The sequence below is a fragment of the Streptomyces sp. MCA2 genome (assembly GCF_023544705.1).
GTDB classification, from domain to species: Bacteria; Actinomycetota; Actinomycetes; order Streptomycetales; family Streptomycetaceae; genus Streptomyces; species Streptomyces decoyicus.
Genome location: NZ_JAMJFM010000070.1, coordinates 12,174 through 35,684 on the forward strand (window position 1 = coordinate 12,174; position 23,511 = coordinate 35,684).

The 23,511-nt window shown below is 72.5% G+C and carries 22 protein-coding genes and 1 riboswitch; of the genes, 9 read left to right on the top strand and 13 right to left on the bottom strand.

Annotated features, from left to right (window positions below):
- Window positions 1–105: 105 nt before the first annotated feature.
- The 4 genes from M8I34_RS36980 to M8I34_RS36995 all read right to left on the bottom strand — a co-directional run bounded on the left by M8I34_RS36980 (window position 106) and on the right by M8I34_RS36995 (window position 3,424).
- On the bottom strand, window positions 106–582 hold the full coding sequence (locus M8I34_RS36980) for a DUF5304 domain-containing protein (protein WP_250057283.1): 477 nt from the start codon (window positions 580–582) through the stop codon (window positions 106–108).
- 105 nt (window positions 583–687) lie between these two features.
- Window positions 688–1,890: an ArsA family ATPase gene (locus M8I34_RS36985; RefSeq protein ID WP_250057285.1), complete on the bottom strand. Its 1,203-nt coding sequence runs from the start codon at window positions 1,888–1,890 to the stop codon at window positions 688–690.
- 2 nt (window positions 1,891–1,892) lie between these two features.
- Window positions 1,893–2,396: an SRPBCC family protein gene (locus tag M8I34_RS36990; protein WP_244415316.1), complete on the bottom strand. Its 504-nt coding sequence runs from the start codon at window positions 2,394–2,396 to the stop codon at window positions 1,893–1,895.
- Between the two features lie 251 nt (window positions 2,397–2,647).
- Entirely contained in the window at window positions 2,648–3,424 is a 777-nt protein-coding gene (locus tag M8I34_RS36995; RefSeq protein WP_244415314.1) for a metallophosphoesterase, read from the bottom strand.
- Between the two features lie 273 nt (window positions 3,425–3,697).
- On the opposite strand from M8I34_RS36995, the gene M8I34_RS37000 reads away from it, so the two are divergent.
- Complete coding sequence (locus tag M8I34_RS37000) at window positions 3,698–5,494, top strand: long-chain fatty acid--CoA ligase (protein WP_250057287.1); 1,797 nt, start codon at window positions 3,698–3,700, stop codon at window positions 5,492–5,494.
- Between the two features lie 198 nt (window positions 5,495–5,692).
- Here M8I34_RS37000 and M8I34_RS37005 read toward each other — a convergent pair whose 3' ends face one another.
- Window positions 5,693–6,835: a glycosyltransferase family 4 protein gene (locus tag M8I34_RS37005; RefSeq protein ID WP_244415310.1), complete on the bottom strand. Its 1,143-nt coding sequence runs from the start codon at window positions 6,833–6,835 to the stop codon at window positions 5,693–5,695.
- A 224-nt stretch (window positions 6,836–7,059) separates the two neighbouring features.
- Here M8I34_RS37005 and M8I34_RS37010 point away from each other — a divergent pair, with 224 nt between their 5' ends.
- The gene (locus tag M8I34_RS37010; RefSeq protein WP_250057310.1) at window positions 7,060–8,382 is read left to right on the top strand and encodes a glycosyltransferase 87 family protein; all 1,323 of its coding nucleotides are present in this window, start codon (window positions 7,060–7,062) and stop codon (window positions 8,380–8,382) included.
- A 94-nt stretch (window positions 8,383–8,476) separates the two neighbouring features.
- On the opposite strand, the gene M8I34_RS37015 is transcribed toward M8I34_RS37010, so the two are convergent.
- The 5 genes from M8I34_RS37015 to M8I34_RS37035 form a co-directional block, all read right to left on the bottom strand.
- A complete protein-coding gene (locus M8I34_RS37015) occupies window positions 8,477–9,862 on the bottom strand; it encodes a hypothetical protein (protein WP_250057289.1) in 1,386 nt (461 codons plus the stop codon).
- Window positions 9,863–9,913: 51 nt separating this feature from the next.
- Window positions 9,914–10,954: an NlpC/P60 family protein gene (locus M8I34_RS37020; protein ID WP_250057291.1), complete on the bottom strand. Its 1,041-nt coding sequence runs from the start codon at window positions 10,952–10,954 to the stop codon at window positions 9,914–9,916.
- A gap of 233 nt (window positions 10,955–11,187) precedes the next feature.
- Window positions 11,188–12,213, bottom strand: a complete 1,026-nt coding sequence (locus M8I34_RS37025; RefSeq protein WP_250057293.1) for an NlpC/P60 family protein — start codon at window positions 12,211–12,213, stop codon at window positions 11,188–11,190.
- 303 nt (window positions 12,214–12,516) lie between these two features.
- The gene (locus M8I34_RS37030) at window positions 12,517–13,890 is read right to left on the bottom strand and encodes an NYN domain-containing protein (protein ID WP_250057294.1); all 1,374 of its coding nucleotides are present in this window, start codon (window positions 13,888–13,890) and stop codon (window positions 12,517–12,519) included.
- Between the two features lie 18 nt (window positions 13,891–13,908).
- Window positions 13,909–14,148 carry a hypothetical protein gene (locus tag M8I34_RS37035; protein ID WP_030086623.1) on the bottom strand — a complete coding sequence of 80 codons (240 nt, stop codon included), beginning with the start codon at window positions 14,146–14,148 and terminating at the stop codon, window positions 13,909–13,911.
- A 292-nt stretch (window positions 14,149–14,440) separates the two neighbouring features.
- Between M8I34_RS37035 and M8I34_RS37040 the strand changes: the two genes are divergently transcribed.
- Window positions 14,441–15,121, top strand: a complete 681-nt coding sequence (locus M8I34_RS37040; protein ID WP_244419952.1) for a rhomboid family intramembrane serine protease — start codon at window positions 14,441–14,443, stop codon at window positions 15,119–15,121.
- Entirely contained in the window at window positions 15,118–15,399 is a 282-nt protein-coding gene (locus M8I34_RS37045; protein WP_244415300.1) for an Lrp/AsnC family transcriptional regulator, read from the top strand. Before M8I34_RS37040 ends, M8I34_RS37045 begins: the two co-directional genes overlap by 4 nt.
- A 560-nt stretch (window positions 15,400–15,959) precedes the next feature.
- Here M8I34_RS37045 and M8I34_RS37050 read toward each other — a convergent pair.
- The 3 genes from M8I34_RS37050 to thiO all read right to left on the bottom strand — a co-directional run bounded on the left by M8I34_RS37050 (window position 15,960) and on the right by thiO (window position 18,271).
- Entirely contained in the window at window positions 15,960–16,700 is a 741-nt protein-coding gene (locus M8I34_RS37050) for a thiazole synthase (protein WP_250057311.1), read from the bottom strand.
- A gap of 123 nt (window positions 16,701–16,823) precedes the next feature.
- Entirely contained in the window at window positions 16,824–17,051 is a 228-nt protein-coding gene (thiS, locus tag M8I34_RS37055) for a sulfur carrier protein ThiS (protein ID WP_030086555.1), read from the bottom strand.
- Window positions 17,048–18,271, bottom strand: a complete 1,224-nt coding sequence (gene thiO, locus M8I34_RS37060; RefSeq protein WP_250057295.1) for a glycine oxidase ThiO — start codon at window positions 18,269–18,271, stop codon at window positions 17,048–17,050. The genes thiS and thiO overlap by 4 nt, the downstream gene beginning before the upstream one ends.
- A riboswitch (TPP riboswitch) is annotated at window positions 18,269–18,381 on the bottom strand. Its footprint overlaps the gene before it by 3 nt.
- A gap of 152 nt (window positions 18,382–18,533) precedes the next feature.
- On the opposite strand from thiO, the gene M8I34_RS37065 reads away from it, so the two are divergent.
- The 5 genes from M8I34_RS37065 (at window position 18,534) to M8I34_RS37085 (ending at window position 23,441) form a co-directional block, all read left to right on the top strand.
- The gene (locus M8I34_RS37065; protein WP_250057296.1) at window positions 18,534–19,775 is read left to right on the top strand and encodes an FAD-dependent oxidoreductase; all 1,242 of its coding nucleotides are present in this window, start codon (window positions 18,534–18,536) and stop codon (window positions 19,773–19,775) included.
- Between the two features lie 119 nt (window positions 19,776–19,894).
- Entirely contained in the window at window positions 19,895–20,260 is a 366-nt protein-coding gene (locus M8I34_RS37070; protein ID WP_030992359.1) for an Rv2175c family DNA-binding protein, read from the top strand.
- Window positions 20,261–20,379: 119 nt separating this feature from the next.
- Window positions 20,380–21,042, top strand: a complete 663-nt coding sequence (thiE, locus tag M8I34_RS37075; RefSeq protein ID WP_250057297.1) for a thiamine phosphate synthase — start codon at window positions 20,380–20,382, stop codon at window positions 21,040–21,042.
- A gap of 173 nt (window positions 21,043–21,215) precedes the next feature.
- Window positions 21,216–22,133: a methylenetetrahydrofolate reductase [NAD(P)H] gene (metF, locus tag M8I34_RS37080; protein WP_250057298.1), complete on the top strand. Its 918-nt coding sequence runs from the start codon at window positions 21,216–21,218 to the stop codon at window positions 22,131–22,133.
- Between the two features lie 36 nt (window positions 22,134–22,169).
- Window positions 22,170–23,441 (top strand): hypothetical protein, encoded by a 1,272-nt coding sequence (locus tag M8I34_RS37085; RefSeq protein WP_250057299.1) that lies wholly within the window; start codon window positions 22,170–22,172, stop codon window positions 23,439–23,441.
- The last annotated feature ends 70 nt before the right edge of the window (window positions 23,442–23,511 follow it).

Sequence of the window (23,511 nt, forward strand, 5' to 3'; positions counted from 1 at the left end):
GCTCGAACCCCGCCAGGTCCCACCGTACCGGAGGTGGGGATGCCGCCCGTGCTCTTCAGGTGGTGGACCTGGGCGGCTTCCGCTGGGGTGCGAGGCCCTGAGGGATCAGTCGAGATCGATCCGCTCGGTACCGGTCGGGCCGTCGTCGTCGCGCGGATCGTCACCGCGGCGGCCCTCGGGATCCTCGTCGAGATCGTCGCGGGTCCAGCGGCGCTCGCTGCTCTCGACGGCGGAGCGGTAGGCGGCGAGCAGCTCGGAGCCGGCCGCGGCGAGGTGGTCGAAGAGGTCGGGGTTGCGCTCGATGACCGGCTCGACGGCGGCCTTGGCCTGCTTGAACAGCTGGCTGACGGCACCCTGCGCGGCGATGCCGCCCAGCGCGCCGGGCAGCTGGATACCGGCGAGCTTGTCGGTCACCGCCTCGGCGAGCTTGCGCAGTTCCTCCGTCGCGCTGCCCGGCTGCGGGCCGTGGGCGGCACGGTGCCGGGCCTTCTCGGCCGCGAGATCCTCGGCGCAGGCGGCCGCCCAGGCGTCGGCATCGGGCTCGGCCCCGCGGTCGGCGGGGCGCTCGGTGGCATCACTCATGAGGAACTCCGTGACTCCTGCGGCGAGGCGGTACGGCGAAAGGTGCGGGACGGACACGTCGGAACACAGCCCACCCTCGACGGTACCCGAACGGCGGTGCCGCGTTCAGTCGCTCTTGGGCCACAGGTCAGGATCGGGCGTGAATCGGATCTCCAGGGCGCCGTCGCGCAGTCCGGCGCCGGAGACGGTGCAGCGGCGCAGCGCGGAGGGGAGCGTACGGATCCGCCGGAAGCGGCCGACGGAGACCACGATCTCGTCACCGCGGCGCACCAGCCCGAGGCCCTTCCGGTCGGCGCCGGGCAGCGGCACCCGCCAGACGAGGATGCCGTCGGAGGCCAGCCGGTCCTCGACGGTCCAGGGGTCGGGGCGGTCCCCGTCGGCGGGCCCGTCCGTGCCGATCTCGCCGGCCGGTCCGTCGATCAGCTCGTCGAGCTCGTCGACGCCCTGCGGGTCGCGGCCCAGGTGCGCCACCTCGTGGACGGGGAGGTCGGGGAACTCCTCCCGCAGCGCCTTGAGGGCGGTCTGCTGACTGCCGGAGAGCGCGGCGAGGAACGGGTCGGACGAGCCGGTGGGCAGCAGCCGGTTGACGACCACACCGTCGGTGCGGCGGCCGTGCAGCGCGAGTCCGGCGCGGATGGTGCGCAGGTTGGCGGCGGCGACCGGGCCGGCGTCGGTGACCAGGCGTACGGAGGTGCCGGGGTCGTCGATCGCCCGCTGGACGGCGGCGAGTTCGCTCTCCCAGCGCTGGGCGGCGTCGTAGAGCTTCTGGGCCGGCATCGGGACGCCGGCGAGCTGGGCGAGCACCGGGCGCAGCGCGCGGGCCGCCTGCCGCTCGGGCGGCAGCAGACGGCGCAGATAGCGGCGGACCTGGGCGGGCAGGGCGAGCAGCCGGATCGTTTCGGCGGCGGAGGGCATGTCGACGACGACCATGTCCCAGTCGCCCGAGGCGTGTTCGGCGCGCAGCGCGTGCAGCAGCGCGAAGTCCTCGGAGCCGGGGAGTTCGGTGAGTTCGTCCTCGTCGAGGGGGCTGGCGCCGAGCAGGTCGAGGGCCGCACCGGCCCGCTCCTGGAAGGCGAGGAATTCCTGGCGGAAACGGTCGCCGGGGTCGATGCGCAGGGCGTGCAGGCCCGGCGCTATCGGGGTGGGTGCGTCGGCGCCGAGGGCGGTGCCCAGCACCGTTTCCGGCGCGCTGCTCTCGGTGGTGAGCAGGAGTGCCCGCGCGCCCCGGCGGGCGCCGGCCAGGGCGGTCGCGGCGGCGAGCGTGGTGCGGCCCGCGCCGCCGGGGCCCGTGACGAGGACGATGCGCACGCTCAGAGCTTCTTGGCCTCGTCGGTGGACTCGGCCGCGCCGGCGGGCCCGGCGGCGTGGTCGGCGGGGCCGCTCTCCACGCGCTTCTTCAGCCCGGCCAGCGCACGGTCGATGATGACCTTCTCGGCCTTGCGCTTGATCATGCCGAGCATCGGGATCTTGACGTCGACGGTGAGCTGGTACGTCACCTCGGTGCGGGCGCCCTCGCCCAGCGCGGCGAGACGGTAGGAACCGTCGAGCGCGCGCAGCATCTGGGACTTGACCAGGGACCAGCTGACCTCGTTCTCGCCGGTCCAGGTGTAGGCGAGGGTGTGGTCGTCCTTGATCGCCCCGGCGTCCAGCAGCAGGCGCACCTGCTCGGCGCGGCCACGGTCGTCCTTGGCCAGCACCTCTGCTTCCTTGACCTCGCCGGTCCATTCCGGATAGCGGTCAAAGTCGGCGATCACTCCCATCACTTCGGCGGGTGCCGCCTCGATCGTGATGCTCGAGCTGGTGTGTTCGGCCATCGCCGTGACTCCTCCATGCCGCTTCATGCCGGTCCGCCGACTCCTCCCCGGCTCTCAGCTTCTCCCCCACTCTCGACTTCGCCTGAGCGGGAGGACCCCCATGAGCCGGGGAGACCCTAATTTACGCGGTGTCTCTGCTGCTGAAGGCTACCGCGCGGGCAACGGCGGGCGGACACCAGCAGGCCCGGCACGACGGGGCGGGGCGGCGGCCGGCCGCTCACCGCCGGGCCCGCGACCAGAGGCGTCCGGGCTCACCACTCCATGACGTAGGGCGTCCCGGTCGCATTGAAATGGCCGACATTGATGCATTCCGTGCCGCCGATCCGGGCCCGGCGGGCGAGCGGCTGGTGCACGTGGCCGAAGAGGGAGTAGCGCGGCCGGGTGGTGCGGATGGCGTGCAGCAGGGCCGCGCTGCCGCGCTCGAAGCGGCGGGCGACGGTGTCGTAGCAGAGCTCGGGGACGTCGGGCGGGATATGGGTGCAGAGCACGTCCACCTCGCCGACCGCCTCGACCTTGGCGGCGTACTCCTCGTCGCTGATCTCGTACGGCGTGTTCATGGGTGTGGTCAGGCCGCCGCCGACGAACCCGAAGACCCGGCCGCCGATCTCCACCCGCTGCCCGTCCAGGACGGTGGTGCCCGGTCCGGTGAACTCGGGCCACAGGCGCGGGATGTCGACGTTGCCGTAGGTGGCGTACGTGGGTGTGGGGAAGGCCGCGAAGAGTTCGGCGTACTGCTTGCGGACCGCGCCCTCGATGACCGACTCGCGGCTCACGCCGGCGCGGTCGAGCCCGGCCCACAGCCGGCGGCCCAGCTCGCGGGCCTCCTCGAAGCGGCGGGCGGTGCGCAGTTCGACCAGCGCGTCGGCGTTCCCGACGCCGAAGAGGTCGGGGAAGATGCCGCGCGAATGGTCGGCGTAATCGAGGAAGAGGACCAGGTCACCGAGGCAGAGCAGGGCGTCGGCGCCGGTTCCGGCCGCCGCGAGGTCCCGGCTGTTGCCATGTACGTCACTGACCACATGCACACGCATGGCGTCACCCTAAATCGCGCGGGCGGGCGCGGGGAGGGGTACGCGGACCTGGGGTTACTTTCGGGTCACCTACCCGCTGGTCTAGTCTGCGCGGGACAGTCCCCACGGCGTGTCCCGCGGTGTGTGACGCATCAAACATCTGGCCTTTCCCCCCTATCCCAAAAGCAATACCCATGGGTAACGTCCGGGCAGTCCAATCCCCCCTGCATGTCGTGGACCGCCGCCGGTGTACACACAGCGTCGTGGCGCCGGCGCTTTTGAGGAGCAGCAGTCTTGCGCGAGTTCAGCCTTCCGGCCCTGTACGAGGTCCCCGCGGACGGCAACCTGACGGACCTTATCCGTCGAAATGCCGCGCAGCACCCGGATGTTGCCGTCATGGGACGCAAGGTGAACGGCGCATGGCAGGACGTCACCGCCGTCACCTTCCTCGCCGAGGTCCGCGCCGCCGCCAAAGGTCTGATCGCCTCCGGCGTGCAGCCCGGTGACCGGGTCGGCCTGATGTCGCGCACGCGCTACGAGTGGACGCTGCTGGACTTCGCCATCTGGAGCGCCGGCGCCATCACCGTCCCCGTGTACGAGACCAGTTCCGCCGAGCAGATCCAGTGGATCCTCGGCGACTCCGGCGCGGTGGCCTGCCTGGTGGAGTCCCCCACGCACGAGGCGACCGTCGAGTCGGTCCGCGACCGGCTGCCGGGGCTGGAGAACATCTGGCAGATCGAGCGGGACGCCATCGCCCGGCTGCGGGCCGCCGGCGCCGACATCTCCGACGCCGAGGTGGATGCGCGCAGCGCGCTCGCCGACGCGGACTCGCCCGCCACCATCGTCTACACCTCCGGCACCACCGGCCGCCCCAAGGGCTGTGTGCTCAGCCACCGCAGCTTCTTCGCCGAGTGCGGCAACATCGTCGAGCGGCTGCGCCCGCTGTTCCGTACCGGCGAGTCCTCGGTGCTCCTCTTCCTCCCCATCGCGCATGTCTTCGGCCGGCTGGTGCAGGTCGCCGCGGTGATGGCGCCCATCAAGCTGGGCCACGCCCCCGACATCAAGAACCTCACCGACGACCTCGCCTCCTTCCGGCCGAAGCTGGTCCTGGGCGTGCCCCGGGTCTTCGAGAAGGTCTACAACTCGGCGCGGGCCAAGGCGCAGGCCGACGGCAAGGGCAAGGTATTCGACAAGGCGGCGGACGTCGCGATCGCCTACAGCCGCGCGCTGGACACCCCGGAGGGCCCGTCCCTCGGCCTGAAGGTGAAGTACAAGGTCTTCGACCGGCTGGTCTACGGCAGGCTGCGCGCCGTCCTCGGCGGCCGCGCCACCCACGCCATCTCCGGCGGCGCCCCGCTCGGTGAGCGCCTCGGCCACTTCTACCGCGGCATCGGCTTCACCGTCCTGGAGGGCTACGGCCTGACGGAGTCCTGTGCGGCGACCGCCTTCAACCCCTGGGACCGGCAGAAGATCGGCAGCGTCGGCCAGCCGCTGCCCGGTTCGGTCGTGCGGATCGCCGACGACGGCGAGGTGCTGCTGCACGGCGAGCACCTGTTCACCGAGTACTGGAACAACCCGTCGGCCACCAAGGAGGCGCTGTCCGACGGCTGGTTCCACACCGGCGACCTCGGCACCCTCGACGAGGACGGCTACCTCGCCATCACCGGCCGCAAGAAGGAAATACTGGTCACCGCGGGCGGCAAGAACGTCGCCCCGGCCGTGATCGAGGACCGCATCCGGTCACACGCCCTGATCGCCGAGTGCATGGTCGTCGGCGACGGCCGGCCGTTCATCGGCGCGCTGGTCACGCTCGACGAGGAGTTCCTGCCCCGCTGGGCCGAGGAGCACGGCCACTCCGCCGATGTGACGCCGTCCCAGATCGCCGAGGACCCGGAGCTGCTGGCCGCCGTCCAGCGCGCCGTCGACGACGGCAACGCGGCGGTCTCCAAGGCCGAGTCGGTACGCAAGTTCCGCGTACTGCCGACCCAGTTCACCGAGGAGTCGGGCCATGTCACGCCGTCGCTGAAGCTCAAGCGGAACGTGGTGGCGAAGGACTTCGCGGAGGAGATCGAGGCGATCTACCGCGGGTAGGGCCTGACCCGGACGACAGGCGCTGGGCGCGTCCGGCCCGCGCCGGGGCCGAGGCCGGTCCGGTACGAACGAAAATCCGCCGTCGTGGCTGCTCGCCACGGCGGCGGATTTTCGTTCGGCCGGGACACAGAACGCGGAACACGGAACACGGAACACGGAACACGGAACACGGAACACGGAACGCAGAACGCGGCAGCCCTACAGCAGTTCCTTCAGCCGTTCCGCCAGCAGGTCCCAGCGCCACTTCTCCTCCACCCAGGCGCGGCCGCGCGCGCCCATGGTGCGGCGCAGGGCGGGGTCCCGGAGCAGGGTGATGAGGCGGTCGGCGGTGGGGGCCGGGGAGCCGCCGGGGACGACCCAGCCCGTCTCGCCGTCCAGGACGGCGTCGGGGGCGCCGCCCGAATCGCCCGCCACCACGGGGAGTCCGGTGGCGGACGCCTCCAGGTAGACGATGCCGAGGCCCTCGACGTCGAGTCCGCCGCGGCGGGTGCGGCAGGGCATCGCGAAGACATCGCCGGCGCCGAAGTGGGCCGGCAGCTCCTCCCACGGGACCGCGCCGGTGAAGCGCACCGAGTCCCCGACGCCCTTCGCCAGGGCCAGCGCGTGCAGCTCCTTCTCGTACGGGCCGCCGCCGACGATCAGCAGGACGGCGTCGGGCACCGCGGCCACGATGGCCGGCATCGCCTCGATCAGGGTGTCCTGGCCCTTGCGCGGCACGAGCCGCGAGACACACACCACCACCGGCCGGCCGGTGAGCCCGAGCGCGGCCCGTACGGCGTCGCCCCCCGAACCGGGATGGAAGGTCTTCTCGTCCACCCCGGGCGGGAGTTGGACCATCCGCCCGGCGGCTTCCGGGGTGAGCGCACCGGCGATCCGCGAGCGGGTGTACTCGCCGAGGTAGGTGAGCGTGTCGGTGCCTTCGCCGATCCGGCGCAGCAGCCCGCGGGCGGCCGGCAGCTGGGCCCAGCCCGCCTCGTGGCCGTGCGTGGTCGCCACGATGCGGCGCGCGCCGGCCGAGCGGAGCGCGGGCGCCATCAGCCCGAGCGGCGCCGCCGCGCCGAACCATACGGAGGAGCAGCCGTGTTCGCGCAACAGCCCGGTGGCCCGCCGGGTCACCCTCGGGGTGGGCAGCAGCATCGTCGTACGGTCCCGTACGACCGGGAACGGCTGCTCGGCGTCGAAGGCGGCGGTGGCCGCGAGACCTTCCGCACCGCGCTTCCAGGTCGAGGCGTAGACGACGACCTGGGAGGGGTCCAGGCGCAGCGCCATGCTGTGCAGGAAGGCCTGGATGCCGCCGGGCCGGGGCGGGAAGTCGTTCGTGACGATCAAGGTCTTGTGCACGATGGTCTCTCGGCGGTCGGTCTCGGCGGTTCCGGCCCGACAGTACCGCTCGGCGGGCCCGGCGGGGCGGCCCGCCCTGCCGGTCCGGCCCTCGTCTACGGTCGTGACCAGCCGCCTACGGCGCCGTGCGGGCAGCGCGAGCGGGGAGCGGTGTGCAGGGCACAGTGTCCGGGGGCCGCAGACGGCGCCGGCGGGCAACGGCCGAGGAGGACGACGAGGTGACGATGAGCGGCATCGGCAGAGCACGCGGGGTGTGGCTCCCGGTCGCGGTATGGGCCGTGACCCGGGCCGTGGTCCTGCTGTGCGTCCTGAGGGTGCTGGTGCTGCCGGGGCCGGATGTCACCACCGATGTCTCGGTGATCTATCAGGGCTGGTCCGGGATCCTGAAGACCGGCACCTTCCCGCTGGCCGATGTGACCTGGCAGTACCCGCCGGCCGCCGCGCTCGCGATCCTCTCCCCCGGTCTGCTGCCGTTCCTGGACTACGCCCCGGCGTTCTTCACCCTGATCCTGGTCACGGACGCGGCGGCGCTGGCGCTGTTCCTGCGGGCCGGGCGGCGGGCGGGCCATCGCCCGGCGGGGGCCTGGGTGTGGATCGCGGGCGTCGCGCTGCTGGGCCCGACCGCGTACGCCCGCTACGACCTGATGGTCGTCGCCGTCGCCGCCGCCGCGCTGTTCGCAGCCGCCCGCCGGCCACGGGTGGCGGGCGCGCTGGTCGCCTTCGGTGCGCTGCTGAAGGTCTGGCCCGTACTGCTGCTGACGGGGGCGGCGGTGCGCGGCCGCCGGGCGCGCACCCTGTGGTGGAGCGCGGCCGGCACCGCGGCCGGGCTGGCCCTGCTCTTCGCGGCCGCCGCACCGGGCGCGTGGGCCTTCCTCACCTTCCAGCGCGACCGCGGTACGGAGGTCGAGTCGCTCGGCGCGCTGGTCTTCCATGTGGCCCGCCAGTACGGCTGGGACGGACAGGTGCTGCTGCACTACGGCTCGCTGGAGTTCCTCGGGCCTGGCGTTCCGTTCGTCAGCACCCTGGCGCTCACCCTGAGCCTCGCCGCCGTGGGCTGGCTGTTCCTGTGGCGGGTGCGCGCCCGGGAGTCCGGCCCCGCGACGCTGTGCGATGCCGCCTTCACCGCCACCCTGCTGTTCACGACCACCAGCCGCGTCATCAGCCCGCAGTACATGCTCTGGCTGGTGGGGCTCGCCGCCGTGTGTGTGACCGTACGGGCCAGCCGGCAGGCGCTGCCGGCGGTGCTGGTGCTGCTCGCCACCGGGGTCACGCTGCTGGAGTTCCCCGTCTGGTTCGCGGATGTCGTGGCGAGCGATCCGCGGGGCGTCGCGCTGCTGGTCGTGCGCAACGGGCTGCTGGTCGCCGCGTCACTGCTCGCCTGCCGCCGGCTGTGGGTCGCGACGCGCGGCAGCGGGCCCGGCCGTACGGAACCCGTCGGCGTGGTGGGCGCGCGCCGGCCGGTCGGCGAGACCACCGCCGCGACCGGGCGGCTCACGCGCCCCGCCCCGCAGGCACCGGCGGGCGGGCCGGCCGCATCGGGCCGGTGAACCGCCGTGGCGCACTGCCACCGCTCGCCCCCGCAGGACATGACGGACATCGGCACCCGCGCGGCCGGCCGGCCCGGCGGGCGCCCGCCCCCGCTCACCGCCGCAGCTGGGCCTTCACATAGGCCCGCCACTGCCGGGTGAACTCCGTGAGGTTGATGCCCAGTTGGGAGCGAAGGGCGCCGTCCGTCCGGTCGGCGCGGGCCGGCCGGCGGTGCCCGTCGCCGACGGCCCGTGAGGCCGGGCGGGAGCCGGCGGGGACCGCCGTGGCCGCCTCCATCGGTGCCCCCGCGCTCCCCGACGAGGCACGAAGCGCGCTCCTGCCCGCCGCCCGGTAGAAGGCGATCAGCTTGACCTCGCCGTACTTGCCGGCGATCATCCGGCAGGCCAGCCAGCTTCCCTCGTAGGCCTTGGCCAGCCGGCTCGCGCCGGCCTTGAAGCCGAAGTCCTCGTCGGTCGGCAGACGGGCGGGGACCTTGCCCCGGGCGAGCGCGCGCGTGAGTTCGGGGGCGATGGTGGCGGGCTTGCGGTGGCTGCCCCGGTAGGCGACCCAGTCGGCGAAGCCCTCCGAGAGCCACAGCGGGGTGGCCACCGTGGTGGCCGTACGGGTGGCGACATGCGCGGTCTCGTGGGTGAGGACCACTTTGCGCCCCAGGTCGTTGAGTTCCTCGTAGGCCTCGGGGTTGATGATCACGCGGTCCGCGGGCGTGGCCGTCGCGACACCGGCCTCACCGGTGGTGACCGCCGCGATCCCCGCATAACCGGACGCGTCGTCGCTGCCCATCAGCTGCGCCATCCGCTCGACCGAGTCCGGAGCCTCCACCACGACCTTCTCGGACCACTTCCCCTTCCAGGCGTCGGAGACCGCGGGCACCGCCCGGTCGACCCGGCGCGCGAGATCCTTCAGCCGGGCCAGATGCGCGGGCCCGCCGAGGACCAGGCTGTGCCGGCCGCGGACCAGTCGCACCGGGCCCTGGTCCCACAGCTGGCGGGTGCCGCTCTTGCCCGCCGCCGCGCCATCGGTGTCGGAGGAGATCAGCCAGCGGCCGTCGCGCCGGATCAGGGTGAGGTACTGGACGGCGTGCACCGGCGAGCTGTCGTAGCCCTTGAGGCGGTAGCGCAGCCGTACCTTGGCGGCCAGCCGCGCGTCGGATTCTCCGGCCCGGAGCGGGAAGGCCCCGGTCGAGTCGAGGTCGTAGTGCCAGTCGGCCAGCGGCACGCCTGCCAGATGGCCGAACATCGCGCGCTGACGGTCCCGGTATCCGGTGGCCCGCGGGTCGACGGAGGCGAGGAAGCCCGCCGCGTCCCGCCGCTCGACGGCCTGCGCACGGGTGTCGAGCATCCGCTGGACGTCCGGGAAGCGGGCCGGTGTCGAGGTCTCGGGCGCACAGCCGGCCACCGGGGCGAGCAGCGCGAGCAGCAGGGCGGCACAGCCCGCCGCCGCGGCCCGCGACGGCCGCCGTCTCGCCCACTGGTGTGACATGCGGACGATCGTAGATCCGGCCCGGCCGGGGCAAAAACGCTGCGCCCGGCCTCAGGGCCTGGTGATGGACGAGATCGGCATCATCCCGACGGGGTCGTAGCGGACCCGGGCGCCGGGATAGGGCGCGTGGACCACTTGGCCGTTGCCGACGTACATCCCGACGTGGCTGGCGTCCGAACGGTAGATGACCAGGTCACCGGGCTGCGCCTGGCCCAGCGACACCTGCCGCCCGGCGCCGCGCTGCGCCTGCGAGGTACGCGGGAGGGAGACGCCGGCCCGGCCGTAGGCCCATTGGGTGAGTCCGGAGCAGTCGAAGGCCGAGGGTCCGTTGCCTCCCCAGGCGTACGGGGAGCCGACCGCGGCGCGCACCGCGGCGACGGCCGCGGCGGCCCGCCCGGAGGCCGGGGCGGCTCCCCGCAGGTCCGGGACCGCCTCATGGCGCCCGTCGCTCCTGGAGGCCCTGGCGTAGGCCTCCCTGGCGTCCCTGGGGAGCGCGTTCAGCAGCCGCCGCGCGGTGGCCAGCTTGTGCTGGACGTCCTTCTTGTGGCGCGCGACCTCCTTGCGGCCGGCCTCCAGCTCCGCCAGCTTCCTGGTGGCCTCCCTGCGCTGCTGCTCCAGGGAGCGCTGTGCGGCCCGCAGGCCGTGCAGCTCGCGCGCCTGGCTGTTGCCGAGCCGGTCGAGGGCGGAGGCCTTCTCCAGGTAGGTGTCGGGCCCTTCGGAGAGCATCAGCCGGACGGTGGGGTCCATCCCGCCGGACCGGTACTGGGCGGCGGCCAGGGCGCCCAGCCTGCCGCGCATCCGGTTGACCCGCTCCTGGGTGCGGGCGGTGCGGTCCTGGAGGACCGCCACCTGCTTGCGCAGCTTCTTGGTCCGTGCGTCCGCGCCGTTGAACTTCTCGGTGGCCCGCTCCGCCTGCTCGTAGAGGTGGTCGACCCGCGCGGTCGCCGTATCGCGGCCGGCGGGGGCGGTGGGGTCGGCGGAGGCCTGCGGTGCCGACAGTGCGGCGGCCGCGGTCGCCAGGGCGGCCGACACCACGGTGACCCCGGCGAGAGTGGTCTGGCCGTGCTGCGAGGTACGGCGGTGGGACACCACGAGAGCCGCACTCCTTCCCTGTGCAGCCCCTGCCGCCCCGGGAGGGCGTCGGTGAACCGGACGCTGCGAGGGCAGACAGTAACGGCGCCGGTACGATCCGGCCAAAGCCGCCCTTTCGTACGCAAAAAGCCGCCCCGCCGGTGACTGTGCAGGTCACCGGCGGGGCGGGAAGTCAGCGGCCGAGGCCACAATTCGCCCGTTCGGGCGGCAGGTTGAGCGCGTTGTGAGGCTTTTCAGACCCGCACGCCGAACGCGAACGGCATGTTGCCGATCGGCTCGTAGCGCACGGCGGCGCCGGGCTTCGGCGCGTGCAGCACCTGGCCGTTGCCGGCGTAGAGGCCGATGTGGTGCAGGTCGCCGTAGAAGAGCACCAGATCGCCGGGCTTGAGGGCGCTCTGCGAGCCGATCCGGGTACCGGCGTTGGCCTGCGCCTGCGAGGTACGCGGCAGGGACTGGCCGGCCTGCTGGTAGGCCCACGACGTCAGACCCGAGCAGTCGAAGGACGACGGGCCGGTGGCGCCCCAGACATACGGGGAACCTATCTTGCCCTGGGCGGCGGCCAGGGCGGCCGCACCGCGCTGCGACGCCGGGACGTCATCACCGAGGTTGACCCGGTCGTTGCTGCGGTTGGCGCGGTTCTCCTCGGCCTGCATGGCCGCCCGCTCCTTGGCCGTCAGGGTGTTGAGGAGCTCCTGGGCCTTACCCAGCTTGTCCTTGATCTCGTCCTTCTTGTCACCGAGCGCCTTACGGGTCTCGGAGAGGTCCTTGATCTTGCTCGCGGCCTCTTCGCGCTCCTGGGCGAGCCGGCGCTGCTTGTCCGCGATGGTCTTCAGCTGGTCGGCCTGCTTGCCGCTCAACTGGTCGAGCGTGGCGGCCTTTTCGAGGTAGGTGTCCGGGTCACCGGAGAGGAACAGCTGGACCGAGGGGTCGATGCTGCCGCTGCGGTACTGGCCGGAGGCGACGGCGCCGAGGCCCTTGCGGAGCTGGTTGAGGTCACCCTGCCCGCGGGCGACCTTGTCCTGGAGGTCGTCGACCTCCTTCTGGAGCTTCTCCTGCTGCTCCTTGACCCCGTTGTACTTCTCGGTGGCCTGCTCGGCCTCCCCGTAGAGCTTGTCGACCTCGGACTTGACGTCCTTCTTCGACTGGTGGGGATCGGCCTGTGCGGCCTGGGACGAGAGAGCGACGGCCGCCGCGGCGGTGGCGGTGAGCACGGTCACGCGGGTACGGCTCGGCTGCTTGGGTCGACGGTGGGACGCCACGGGGGCGAGCTCCTTCTTCCTCCAGCCGCCTACCGGGAAGTGGGGGGTGAGACCCCGGCTCCGCGTGAACGCCGCGGACTCGGCGGTTCCTTCACCGTTCATCCCGGTTGGATGATCAGATTCATGAAGGTTCGGGGCTGACCTTAGTAACCGAGCTGTGATCGCTTCAAATCCTCAGAGGAAAAATCTGCGCCACGAGTCCCATCCTTTACCAACATCGCACAGGCAGTGAGCGCCACTTGACGCTCAGAGACGAATCGTTGGCGATTTCCGGTGTGCCGGCGGCTCGCGGTGGGCAGTGCGTCAGGTCCGGGCAAGTCGTTTGAGGAGCAGGGCCGATGCGACCGGCCGCGCCCCGGCCTTCGCCACACCGTCGGCCACTTCCCGGTCCGTGGAGACCACGACGACCGGGCGGCCGGGCGGTTCGGCCCGTACCAGCTGACGAATCAACTCATCGGCCGTTACGCCCGGTTTGCTGAAGAGGACCCGGACTCCGCGCGGCGGCGCGAGCAGCACCGGCGCGGCCAGCTCCGCCCCGTCGAAGACACACGTCATCTCCGCACCGGTCTGCGCCGCCAGCACCGCGAGACCGCCCAGCAGCCGCAGCCGCTGCTTGTCGAGCGGCATGGTCGGATAGCCGGTTTTGGTGACGTTGTAGCCATCCACCACCAAATGCGCCTGCGGCAGCGCCAGAAGCTGGTCGAGCAGCGCCGGGTCCATCTCCGACAGCGCCCGCGCCGCGATGTCCTTGGGCGTCATCCGGCCCGGCGCGACCGCCTCGACGGTGTCCGCCGGGTGGACGCTCGCGGGCGGCAGCGCCAGCTCGCGGCGCAGCCCCTGTGCCGCGTCCAGGACCGTGTCCAGCAGCAGCCGCAGCCGCATGTCCTCGACGCTGCGGCCCTCGCGTGCGGAGCGGCGGCTGGCCTCCAGCGCCGCCTCGGCCTCGGCGATCCGGGCCTTGAGCCGGCGCGCTTCGCTGTCCGCGGCGGTCTTCTCCGTGGCCGACCGGTCCCGTACGTCCGCCATGGCGGCCTCGGCCTTGCGCACCGCGGCCTCACCGCGCTTGACGTCGCTCAGCGCACTGCGCAGCTTGCGCCGCAGCGATTCGTTCTCCTTGCGGAGGGCGTCCAGGTCCCCCCGGATCCGGTCGGCCTCCGTACGGGCTTCGCCGCGCGCCTGCGCCAGCTCCTCGCGCAGCCTGGCCAGCTCCCGCTCGGCCTCCTCACCGGCCCGCTCGGCACGCGCCCGCTGCGCCTCCTCACCGGCCGCCGCGACGAGTTTGACCCACCCTTCGGGGCGCAGCACATAGGCGGCCGCCGCGACGTCGAGCGGATCGGCGGCCGCGGGCGGGGTGCCGTGCTCCAGGGCCTCGGCGAGCTCGGACTGCGCCTCGCGCAGCTTGCCGGCGATCCGCTGCCGGAAGACCGCGTCGCTCTCCAGCGCCGAAGCCATCGCATTTCCGGCGAACTTGGCCCGACGAGTCGGGGTGAACCGGGCGTACTGCCGCAGCGGGGGCGGGAGTTCGGCGAGAGTCAGCGCGCCGAACGACTCCGCGGTGAGCGCCACGACACGGCGCCGCACGCCCTCGGGCAGCGGACGGTCGAGCACTTCGTCGGCCGCACCCTCGGGTGCGTCGTCACGCTGGGCCCCCGGCTCCCCTTCTGGACGGTCCACCACGGCTGCATCGCTCCGATCTCAGGCGTTCGCGCCCGGACGGTCGACCAGTTCGATCTGGTCGACCGCGTTGCACCAGCGGCAGCGCACGGACTCGATGCTCTCACTGAGGACCTCGCGCTCCTCGACCGTCGGCGCCCCGGCGAGGTCCAGGTGGACGTACTCCACGACCTTGGACCGGCGGGTCACATCGAAACGCGTGAGGTTGCCGCACAGCGTGCAGCGCCACCGGGTTCCGTCCGTCGGCAGGGGAACAGCCATCGTGTCGTCCTCTTTCGTGCTCATCGTCTCGTGCTGCTGCGCGGTTCACGCGGTGCGCCGTCGGATCGCGGAAGTACGCAAAGTACTGCCTGTAACCCTACGGCCTGACGGGGGGCCGGTGCGGGCCCGCCCGGGTGCCGGGACGCGGCGAGGCACTCTGTCCCGATTGCCCGCATTGGGCCATGATCACCTCATGACGGTGCCGGCCCCCTCACCCCGTTCTCCCCGCTCGTCCGGTCTCCTCCCCCGCCCTCCGCGCCCCACCCGGTCGCTGGCCGCGGTGTTCTCGCGGGTGACGAATGTGCTGATCGGCCTGTGCTGTGCGGTCTTCGTGCTCGGCCCCGCCTCCGGCCTGAACCGGATATACGGCAGCGGCGATGCCCTGCTGAAGGCCCAGACCGCGTATTTCGAGCGGTGGGGCGTGATCCCGCTGGACCTGTGGAGCGGTTCGGTACGGGCGCTGATCACCCCGCTCACCGCGTTGTTCGTGCACGGCAGCTGGCTGCACCTGCTCGGCAACATGCTGTTTCTGTACGTCTTCGGCGCAATGACCGAGGCGCGCATGGGCCGGCTGCCGTTCGCCGCCTTCTACCTCATCATCGGCTACCTGGCGCTGCTCGGCTACGCGGCCGCACACGCCGCCTCGGGCCAGACGCTGGTGGGCGCCTCCGGCTCGATCTCCGGCGTACTGGGCGCCTTCCTCTTCCTGTTCCCCACGGCCCGGGTCACCAGCATCTTCCCGTTCCTGTTCTTCCTGCCCCTGCGCTTCCCCGCCTGGATCGTGCTGCTCTTCTGGTTCTTCCTCCAGTGGCACGCCGCGCAGGAGGATCCCCGCGGTCCCGGCGTCGCCTACCTCGCCCATGTCGTCGGCTTCGCGCTCGGGTTCCTCTACGCATGGGCCCGCTACGGGAGGGATAGTGTGGGGGCCACCAGGGGGGATGTCCGGGCGACCGAGGGAGAGAGCCAGCCGTGATCACGTCGATCGTGCTCATCAAGACCAACGTGGACCAGATCCCGGAGATCGCCGAGAAGATCGCCGCGCTGGAAGGGGTCAGCGAGGTCTACTCGGTCACCGGCGCCCACGACCTGATCGCAATGGTGCGGGTCGCCGCCCACGACGACCTCGCGGATGTCATCCCCGGCCGGATCAGCAAGGTCCCCGGCGTCGAAGCCACGGAGACGCACATCGCGTTCCGCACGTACTCGCAGCATGATCTTGAGGCTGCCTTTGCGATTGGGCTCGACGCGTAGCCCTTTCTTTCCCACGTTTTCGGCTGTCCCGCCGTGGCGGTTGTTCGCCGTTTGCCGCCCGCTGCGCGGTGCGCTCGCCGTTGTGCCTCTCCGCTGCGCTTTGCTTTGCGCCCACGTTTTTGGCTTTCCCGCCGTGGTTGGTTGTTCGCCGTTGCGCCTGCGGCGGGCGGGGTCGCTGCGCGGGGCTGTCGGGTGCGGTGCCGCTCCTCCGGACTTCGTCCTGCGGCGCGTCCCCTCCCGTGGGGGGATGGGGGACGGCTGGTGGGGGTGGGCGTAGGTGGTCCGGTGCTCCTTGTGGATCACATGGAGACGTGTACGTCGTTGGCTCGCCCCCATCCACGTTTACTTTCTCCACTCACGGGAGGGGACGGGCCGGAGGGGCCTGGTGTGTGGACGTAAAGCGAAGCAGTCCACACACCAGGCCCCGGAGGTCCGTCACCGCACCCACAGCCCCGCGCAGCGGCCCCGCCCGCCGCAGGCGCAACGGCGAGCGCACCGCGCAGCGGGCGACAAACGGCGAGAAACCCCCATGGCGGGAAAGCCAAAAACGTGGGAAGGGTCTAAAACGCTGGGCGTTCGGGGTCCAGTTCGGCCACGCCCTCGGTGGGGGAGGACGCGAGGGCGAAGTGGCGGCGGGGGATGCGGCCCGCGCGGTGTGCGAGGCGTCCTGCGGTGACCGCGTGCCGCATGGCCTCGGCCATCAGCTCCGGTTCCTGGGCGCGGGTGACCGCGGACGCCAGCATCACCGCCTCGCAGCCCAGCTCCATGGCCAGGGAGACGTCCGAGGCCGTGCCCGCGCCCGCGTCGAGGATGACGGGGACGCCGGCCCGCTCGGTGATCAGCTGGAAGTTGTGCGGGTTGCGGATGCCCAGCCCGGAGCCGATCGGGGAGCCCAGCGGCATGATCGCGGCGCAGCCCACGTCCTCCAGCTTGCGGGCCAGCACCGGGTCGTCGTTCGTGTAGGGCAGCACGGTGAAGCCGTCGTCCACCAGGGTCTCGGCGGCATCGAGCAGCTCGATCGGGTCGGGCAGCAGGGTGCGCTCGTCGGCGACGACCTCGAGCTTGACCCAGTCCGTGCCGAGCGCTTCCCGGGCGAGCCGGGCGGTGAGCACCGCCTCGCCCGCGGTGAAGCAGCCCGCGGTGTTCGGCAGCACCTTGATCTTGTGCCGTTCCAGTACGGACAGCACCGAGCCCTGCACGGTCGGATCCAGCCGCCGCATGGCGACCGTGGTCAGCTCCGTACCGGAGGCGAGCAGCGCCCGCTCCAGGATGTCGAGGCTGGGCGCGCCGCCGGTCCCCATGATCAGACGGGACGTGAAGGTGGTGCCGGCGAGGGTGAGGGGGTCGGAGCCCGCGGCGAAGGCGCTGTCGGGTGTGGCGGGGGTCGTTCCCCGGAGGGTTGCGGTGTCGGTCATGTCTGCGGGTCAGCCTCCCTGGACCGCGGTGAGCACCTCGACGCGGTCGCCGTCGCCGAGCGGGGTGGTGGGCCACTGGGTGCGCGGCACCACGATTTCGTTGACCGCCGCGGCCACCCCGGCGGGCGCCTTGGACAAGGTCGCGACGAGCCGGTCGAGGGTGAGCCCGCCGGGGACCTCGCGGGCCTCGCCGTTGACGGACACCGAGACGGTCGGGGTGGGGGTGGCGGCGTTCATACGGCCTGCTCCTCTGGGGCACGGGTGCGCTCGGGCCCCGGGGTGGTGGGGGTGAAGCGCGCGGGGGAGAAGGGGCGGGCCTCTTCGGGGAGGAGGCCGGTGGCCAGCACCTCGGCCATCGCGTCACCGGTGACCGGCGTCAGCAGCACGCCGTTGCGGAAGTGGCCGGTGGCCAGATGGAAGCCGGGCAGCGCGGTCGGCCCGAGCAGGGGGGCGTTGTCGGGGGAGCCGGGGCGCAGCCCGGCGCAGGTCTCGACGAGCGGCAGCTCGGTGATGCCCGGGACCAGCTCGTGCGCGTCCCGCAGCAGCTCGTAGACCCCGCCCGCGGTCACGGTGGTGTCCCAGCCCAGCTCCTCGCTGGTGGCGCCGACGACCAGTTCGCCGTTCTCCCGAGGGACCAGGTAGAGGGGGCCGCCGCGTACGACGGCCCGTACGGTGCGCGAGAGGAAGGCCGGGCTGCCCGCGGGCATGTCCGGCATCCGGAGCCGCAGCACCTGGCCCTTGACCGGCCGTACCTGCGGCAGCACCTCGTCGGGCACTCCGGCGAGCCGGCCGCTGTGGCTGCCCGCGGCCAGGACGACCTGACCGGCCGGGACCCGTGTGCCGTCGGCGAGTTCGGCGCCGGAGGCGCGGCCGCCGTCGACCGTCAGCCGCACGGCGGCGCTGCGGTGGAAGACCACCCCGGAGCGCTCACAGGCGGTCAGCAGGGCGCTCGCCAGCCGGCGCGGATCGACCTGGTGGTCGCCGTCCACCCGCAGCCCGCCGCGCACCCCGGGGGCCAGCATCGGCTCCAGGCGGCGGCACTCACGTCCCGTGAGCCACTGCGAGTCCAGTCCGGAGCGGATCTGGAGGGCGTGCAGTTCGCGCAGGTGGGCGCGGTCGTCGGCGTCCAGCGCGACGGCCAGCGTGCCGCAGCGCCGATAGCCGATCCGCTGCCCGGCGGCCTCCTCCAGCTCCTCGGTGAAGCCGGGGTAGCGCCGCGCGGAGGCGAGATTGAGGCCCAGCAGGGTCTGCTCGCCGTAGTGGAGCTCGGTGACCGCGGCCAGCATCCCGGCCGCGACCCGGGCCGCGCCGCCTCCGGGCGCGGGGTCGGCCACGGCGGCACTCAGCCCGCGGACGGCCGCCCGCCAGGCGGTGACCAGGCCGATGATGCCGCCGCCGATGACGAGCACATCAGGGCTCCGCGGGGTGGGATTCGCTCGTGTGGCAGATGCCTGCATGGGTGTCCAGCCCCTCCCTTCGCCGGCATGACCCGGATCAGGTTCGTACGGTCGGAGGCCGGCCAGCCTCCCTCTCAGCCCGGTGCGTCCGGGCTCCCGCGAGTGCGTGTATCGCTCACCCTAATACGGTGCCGCGACGCGCCGTAAGGCAGCGCCCGGGCGCCGGTGGGCGGCGCCCGGGCCGAGCCGGCCGTGACGCTGTGTCAGAGATCTCGTTGCGCGCTGCTGCGAGCGGCGTCACAGACCGTCCTAGAGTGATCGGGTGAGCGAGCAGAGCAAGTCCTCCCAGGCCCCTGACCGCACGCCGCACGTGGTGATCGCCGGCGCGGGAATCGCGGGTGTGCAGACCGCGGTCGCCCTGCGCGAACAGGGCTGGCGCGGCGCGATCACGCTCCTCGGCGACGAGCCCCACCAGCCCTACGACCGTCCGCCGCTGTCCAAGGCGGTGCTGCTGGGCAAGGCCGAGGGCTCCACCTTCGACATCGACTTCGCCGGGCTCGGCATCGAACTCCACCTCAGCCGCCCGGTCACCGCCCTGGTGCCGGACGCCCACGTGATCGAGACGGCCGACGGCCCGGTCCCCTACGACTACGCGGTCCTCGCGACCGGCGCCGCCCCGATCGTGCTGCCCGGCAGCGAGGGGCTGCCCGGCATCCATCTGCTGCGCACCCTGGACGACGCCGAGCGGCTGCGGCCGGTGCTCGCCGCCCAGCACGAGATCGTGGTCGTCGGCGCCGGCTGGATCGGTGCCGAGTTCGCGACGGCGGCGCGCGAGGCGGGCTGCGCGGTCACCGTCGTCGAGGCCGCCGACCGCCCGCTGGCCGGTGCGCTGCCCGCCGAGGTCGCCGCCCACATGACCGGCTGGTACGCGGACGCCGGAGCCGAGCTGCGCACCCACGCGCGGGTCGCGTCCGTCACGGCGGGCGCGGTCACCCTCGCGGACGGCACGACGCTGCCCGCCGACGCGGTGGTCATCGGGATCGGGGCCCGGCCCGCGACCGGCTGGCTGGCCGGCTCGGGCATCGAGGTCTCGCCGCAGGACGGCTCCGTACTGGCCGACGAGCAGCTGCGCACCTCCGTGGCCGATGTCTACGCGGTCGGCGACTGCGCCTCCTTCCCGTCGGCCCGCTACGACACCCGCCTGCTGATCCACCACTGGGACAACGCCCTCCAGGGCCCCCGTACGGTCGCCGAGAACATCGCCCGCGGCGAGGCGGAAGGGGTGGTCTACGACCCCGTCCCCTACTTCTGGTCGGAGCAGTTCGGGCGGTTCGTGCAGTACGCGGGCCATCACGGGGACGCCGACGAACTGGTCTGGCGCGGCGATCCGACCGGTGCCGCCTGGTCGGTGATCTGGCTGCGGGAGGGGCGGCTCGTCGCGCTGCTGGCCGTGGGGCGGCCGCGGGATCTGGCCCAGGGGCGCAAGCTGATCGAGCGGGGCGTGGCGCTGGACCGGGAGCGGGCCGCGAACGCGTCCCTGCCGCTGAAGGCCGCGGCGCTGTAGCCCGGGCGGTCCCTGCCCGTCGGTCGCCCGGGGGGTCCGCCGTCACCCTCCGGTGTGAGGAAGCCCCTGATGGCGATGCCCGGCTACCGGCTGTCAGTGCGAGGTGGCAGGCTTGTCCTGTGACCGAGATTGACGCAAACATCGATGGACTCGTCCCCGCCTGGCTCACCCTCCCCGACATCGCCGAACAGTTCGGCGTCGAGGTGACGCGTGTGCGGCAGCTGGTCAAGGAGGGCCAGCTGATCGCGGTGCGCCGCGGCGAGAACAGGGCGCTGCATGTGCCCGCCGATTTCATCCAGGACGACAAGGTGGTCAAGGGCCTCGTCGGTACCCTCACCCTCCTCAAGGACGACGGCTTCACCGACGAGGAAATGCTGGAGTGGCTGTTCACCCCGGATGAGAGCCTGCCCGGCACGCCCGCCCAGGCGCTGCGCGAGAATCGCGGCACGGAGGTGAAGCGCCGGGCCCAGGCGCTCGCCGTCTGACACCTCTGGCGCGGCCCGCTCCCAGCAGGCGACCGCACCAGCATCCGTAACCGCATCCGCGGGGCGTACGGACCGGAAGGCCCGGCCCGTACGCCCCCGACCTGGGGGGAAGCCGCCCGATGACCACCGCACGCCCGGCCCTGTCCGACGCCCGGCTCTACCTCTGCACGGACGCCCGCCGGCGGCAGGGCGACCTCCCGCAGTTCCTGGACGCGGTGCTCGCCTCGGGCGTGGACATCGTCCAGCTGCGGGACAAGGGCATGGAGGCCGGTGAGGAGCTCCGGCATCTGGAGGTCTTCGCGGACGCCTGCCGGCGGCACGGCAAGCTGCTCGCGGTCAACGACCGTGCGGATGTCGCCCATGCGGCGGGCAGCGAGGTGCTGCATCTCGGGCAGGGCGATCTGCCGGTCCCGGCCGCCCGCGCCCTCCTGGGCCCGGACGTGCTCATAGGCCGCTCCACCCATGCCGAGGCCGAGGTGGACGCCGCGCTCACCGAGCCCGGCGTGGACTACTTCTGCACGGGCCCGTGCTGGCCGACGCCCACCAAGCCGGGCCGCCACGCCCCCGGCCTCGACCTGGTCCGCTACACCGCGGCCCGCGCCCCCGAGCGCCCCTGGTTCGCCATCGGCGGGATCGACGCCGGGAATCTGGACGAGGTGCTGGAGGCGGGCGCCCGACGGGTCGTCGTGGTCCGCGCGCTCACGGAAGCGGACGACCCGGGAGCGGCGGCCGCCGCACTGGCGAAGCGCATCCGGACCTGGGACGCCCAGGACGTCTCCTGACCGTCCGGGCCGACCCGCGAGGGCGAGTGATGAGGATCACTTCGCCGGGCGGCGGGCGGTCTCCTGACGTCCGGGCGACCGGAAAATGTCCACCCAGTGGACATCAACCCGACCAACCAGGCATTACGCCGGACGCGGTTGGTGTGCGCCCGGCCGGTGGTTAACCTGCCGGTATGGCCCTAGGTACAGCTTCCACCAGGACTGATCGCGCCCGCACGGTGCGCGACCTGCTTGCTTCCGGTAAGCAGTCGTATTCGTTCGAGTTCGCCGCCCCCAAGACGGAGAAGGGCGAGCGGACCCTGTGGAACGCCATTCGCCGCATCGAGGCCGTCTCGCCGACGTTCGTCTCCGTGACGTACGGCGCCGGCGGCACCTCCCGTGACGGCACGGTGCGCGCCACCGAGCGCATCGCCACCGACACCACCCTGACCCCGGTGGCGCATCTGACCGCGGTCAATCACTCCACGGCTGACCTGCGCAACATCATCGGCCAGTACGCCGACGCCGGGATCCGCAACATGCTCGCGCTGCGCGGTGACCCGCCCGGCGACCCGATGGGCGAGTGGGTCAAGCACCCCGACGGCATCGGCTACGCGGCCGACCTGGTCCGTCTGATCAAGGAGTCCGGCGACTTCTGCGTCGGCGTCGCGGCCTTCCCCGAGATGCATCCGCGCTCGGCGGACTGGGACACGGACGTGGCGCACTTCGTCGACAAGTGCCGGGCCGGCGCGGACTTCGCCATCACCCAGATGTTCTTCTATCCCGAGGACTACTTCCGGCTGCGGGACCGGGTTTCGGCCGCGGGTTGCTCGACGCCGATCATTCCGGAGATCATGCCGGTCACGAACGTGCGCCAGATCGAGCGGTTCGCTCAGCTCAGCAACGCGGCCTTCCCGCCCGAGCTGGCCGAGCGCATCCTCGCCGTCAAGGACGACCCGGCGGCGGTACGCTCCATTGGTATCGAGTACGCAACGGAACTGTGCGCACGCTTGATGGCCGAGGATGTTCCCGGGTTGCACTTCATTACCCTGAACCACTCCACGGCGACCCTGGAAATCTACGAGAATCTGGGGCTGCACCAGCAGTCCTGATCACGGTTGCCGGCGAGCGGCGGAAGAGGGGCGTATATGGGCTGGACGGTCCTCTACATCGCGTTCGGCCTGGTCGCTCTGTGGCTGTTGGGTGAGGTCCTGCTCCAGAACAAGGCGCGGCTGCGCTGGCGGCTGTTGGCCTTCACCGGTTTCCTCGGCGTGGTCATCGGCGTCATCATCCCGTCAATAGTCGTGATCGGGCTGGGACTTGTCGCCTTCGCCATCGGGCAGACGAATGTGACGCTCTCCTTCCGCCGCGGCTTCACCACGGGCTGGGCGCTGGGCGGCAAGCCCGGGGCGTCCGGCGAGGGCGGTCGGCGCCGCAGGGCCCGCCAGTCCGGACCGCCGCCCGCCGAACCGACACTGGAGGTCTCCGGTCTGGAGGCGGTGGCGCCCACCGCCCGCCCCGGCCAGTTCGACGACGGGGGCCCGGACACCTTTGAGAGCACCGGCGGCTTCCGCAGCGTGGACACCTCCGCGGGGCGTGGCTCCTACGGCGGGCCGGGCTCCTCCGCGGGGCAGGACGCCTTCGCCGCCCAGGACACCTTCGTTGCGGGGCAGGAGGCTTTTGCCGCGCAGGACACCTTCGTCGCGGGGCAGGAAGCCTTCGCCGCGCAGGAGACCGTCGTCGGGCAGGGCTTCTACGACTACAACGGCGGCGACGGCTACCGCGCCCAGGACCCGTACCAGGACCAGCAGCAGGACCAAGGCGCCTACGCCACACAGGCGTTCGCCGTCCCGGACGACTTCGGGCGCCCCGACGCCACCGCCGTCTACGCCCCGCAGCCGATGCCCGAGGAGACCGGCCAGTACGGCGTCTACAGCCCCGACGCCCGCATCCAGCAGCCCGGCTACGGCGGCTACGACGCCTATAACGGCGCCGTCGGCAACGGTGACGGCAACGGCTATGCGTACGGCGGCGGTTACGACCAGACCGGAGCCGGCCAGGGCGCCTACGCCGACCCCTACGTGGACCCCTACGCGGACCCTTATGCCGACCCCTACGCGGCGTACGGCGACGGCCTGGGCCAGGGGCAGGGCCAGCAGGCGCCCTACGCCGATCCGTACCTCGGCGGCCAGCAGTACTCCGCGTCCTACGACCCCTACCAGCAGGCCGACCCCTACGCCCAGCAGCCCTACGCCGCGCAGCAGTACGACGCCCAGGGACAACCGCTCGGCCAGGGCTACGGCGAGACACCGCCCGGCGGCGTCTGGGTCCCCCAGCAGCGCGACGGCGAACTGCCGCCCGAGCAGCCCTACCCGCCGTACCAGCAGCCCGGGTACGACGGGCAGCAGTACCGCTACTGAGCCGGCGGCCGGGGACCGCTGCTGAGCCGGCGGCCGGGGCGGGGACCACGGCCGCGCCTCCCGCGCGTCG

Bases quoted from the DNA above. Each gene is read 5' to 3' on its own strand.
- M8I34_RS36980 (WP_250057283.1), bottom strand. From the start codon at position 582: ATGAGTGATGCCACCGAGCGCCCCGCCGACCGCGGGGCCGAGCCCGAT.
- M8I34_RS36990 (WP_244415316.1), bottom strand. From the start codon at position 2,396: ATGGCCGAACACACCAGCTCGAGCATCACGATCGAGGCGGCACCCGCC.
- M8I34_RS36995 (WP_244415314.1), bottom strand. From the start codon at position 3,424: ATGCGTGTGCATGTGGTCAGTGACGTACATGGCAACAGCCGGGACCTC.
- M8I34_RS37010 (WP_250057310.1), top strand. From the start codon at position 7,060: ATGAGCGGCATCGGCAGAGCACGCGGGGTGTGGCTCCCGGTCGCGGTA.
- M8I34_RS37015 (WP_250057289.1), bottom strand. From the start codon at position 9,862: ATGTCACACCAGTGGGCGAGACGGCGGCCGTCGCGGGCCGCGGCGGCG.
- M8I34_RS37035 (WP_030086623.1), bottom strand. From the start codon at position 14,148: ATGGCTGTTCCCCTGCCGACGGACGGAACCCGGTGGCGCTGCACGCTG.
- M8I34_RS37050 (WP_250057311.1), bottom strand. From the start codon at position 16,700: ATGGGGACCGGCGGCGCGCCCAGCCTCGACATCCTGGAGCGGGCGCTG.
- thiS (WP_030086555.1), bottom strand. From the start codon at position 17,051: ATGAACGCCGCCACCCCCACCCCGACCGTCTCGGTGTCCGTCAACGGC.
- thiO (WP_250057295.1), bottom strand. From the start codon at position 18,271: ATGCAGGCATCTGCCACACGAGCGAATCCCACCCCGCGGAGCCCTGAT.
- thiE (WP_250057297.1), top strand. From the start codon at position 20,380: ATGACCACCGCACGCCCGGCCCTGTCCGACGCCCGGCTCTACCTCTGC.
- metF (WP_250057298.1), top strand. From the start codon at position 21,216: ATGGCCCTAGGTACAGCTTCCACCAGGACTGATCGCGCCCGCACGGTG.
- M8I34_RS37085 (WP_250057299.1), top strand. From the start codon at position 22,170: ATGGGCTGGACGGTCCTCTACATCGCGTTCGGCCTGGTCGCTCTGTGG.